This is a genomic window from Clostridium sp. (assembly GCF_036569345.1).
Lineage (GTDB): Bacteria > Bacillota > Clostridia > Clostridiales > Clostridiaceae > Clostridium_AD.
Genome location: NZ_DATCQT010000022.1, coordinates 1 through 1657 on the forward strand (window position 1 = coordinate 1; position 1657 = coordinate 1657).

At 27.4% G+C, this 1657-nt stretch carries 1 protein-coding gene; it reads left to right on the forward strand.

The genetic code is table 11. The features are described 5' to 3' along the window. A partial coding sequence (locus VIM70_RS01480) for an ATP-binding protein (RefSeq protein ID WP_331943418.1) occupies positions 1–1561 on the forward strand: 1561 nt, incomplete at its 5' end. Between the last annotated feature and the right edge of the window lie 96 nt (positions 1562–1657).

Here is a 1657-nt window from a genome sequence, read left to right on the forward strand (position 1 = left end):
GGAAATATTTAATCAAATATCGAGGTCTGGTGAAGTAGTTAAACTTGTAAATATAAGATTATATGTAAGTGGGAAAACAATTTCACAACTTGAAGAAAATATAAGAAATGTATTAGAAACATTAGAAGGATTAAGCTTTAAAGGAACTATTTTTTTAAACGAAACTGAGTTCGAATGGAAAGCCATTTTTACGAGTCATACAAAAATAAAAGAATTTCCAAATAAAAGAGTGGGTAAGGAAATTGGGTCAAAAACTTTAGCAGCAGGATATCCTTTTCATTTCACGAAGCTTGATGATCCGAATGGTACTTACTTGGGTGGCACTTCAACTGGTGGTAGTTTGATTTTTGATATATTTCATAAAGATAAGTACAGGAAATATTATAATGCACTTATTTTCGGGACAATGGGTTCAGGAAAATCAACACTTTTAAAGAAATTAACATTAGATAATTGTTGTAGAGGAAACATTATAAGAGGAATAGACGTCACTGGAGAATTTGAAAATCTAATGGATAAAGTTCATGGTAAAATGATATCCTTGGATGGTACAAACGGAATAATTAACCCTTTACAAGTCTTAAAAACATCCGATAAAGAGGGAATTTCTTTCATGCAACATTTATCTAAACTAACTACATTTTATAAATTTATTGCTCCAGATTCTGATGATGAAACCTGTAAAGAGTTTGAATTGCTAGCAAGAGAACTTTATATAAAATTTGGTATTTACAAAGAAAATATTGATGCAGAAAAATTAAATATTACTAGATTGAAGGAAAGCCAATATCCTATTTTTAGCGACCTTTTAAATTTAGTTAAAGAAGAATTGTATGAAGATGTTGAAAATAATATCATAAAAGAAAAATTATCGATTACAAGATTAAAAAGATTAGAAAGTATAGAATTAACATTAAAAAGCATGGTGAATAATTATGGGTACTTATTTGATGGACAATCAACAATCGAAAATATAGTGGATGAACAAGTCGTATTTTTTAGTATTAGAAATTTAACTTCAATGAAAAAAGAGATTTTTAATGCACAAATGTTTAATGTTTTGAACTTATTGTGGGACAATATGCTCCAAAATGGAAGTAAATACAAAAAATTATTTGATACAAAATCAATTGCTTGGGAAGATATTGTTAGGTATTTGATAGTAATTGATGAAGCTCATAGAATAATAAATCCTGAAAATTTATTAGCCGTTAAATTTTTAATTGAGTTTGAAAGAGAAGCAAGAAAATATTTTGGTGGTCTTGTATTTGTATCTCAATCTATAAGAGATTTTATACCAGAAGGAACAAGTACAGAAGGTGTAAATGAAATAAAAACATTGTTTGAATTAACACAATATAAATTTATTATGCAACAAGATAACAATGCTTTAAAAACCTTACGTACTGTTTTTGACGGAAGTTTAAGTGATAGCGAGTTTAAAAAGATACCACTTTTATCTACAGGTGAATGTATTTTATCTATAAATGGTGTCGGAAATATAGCTTTTCATGTTGAAGCAAGTGAAAAAGAATTGGATATGTTCCAAGGTGGTGCTTAAAAAGTGCTTAAAAAAATAATAAAAAAATCAATAAGAAAATTATTAATAAAAGTAATGGTAGCTATATTGCCATTACTTTTATTAATTGTAATTGTT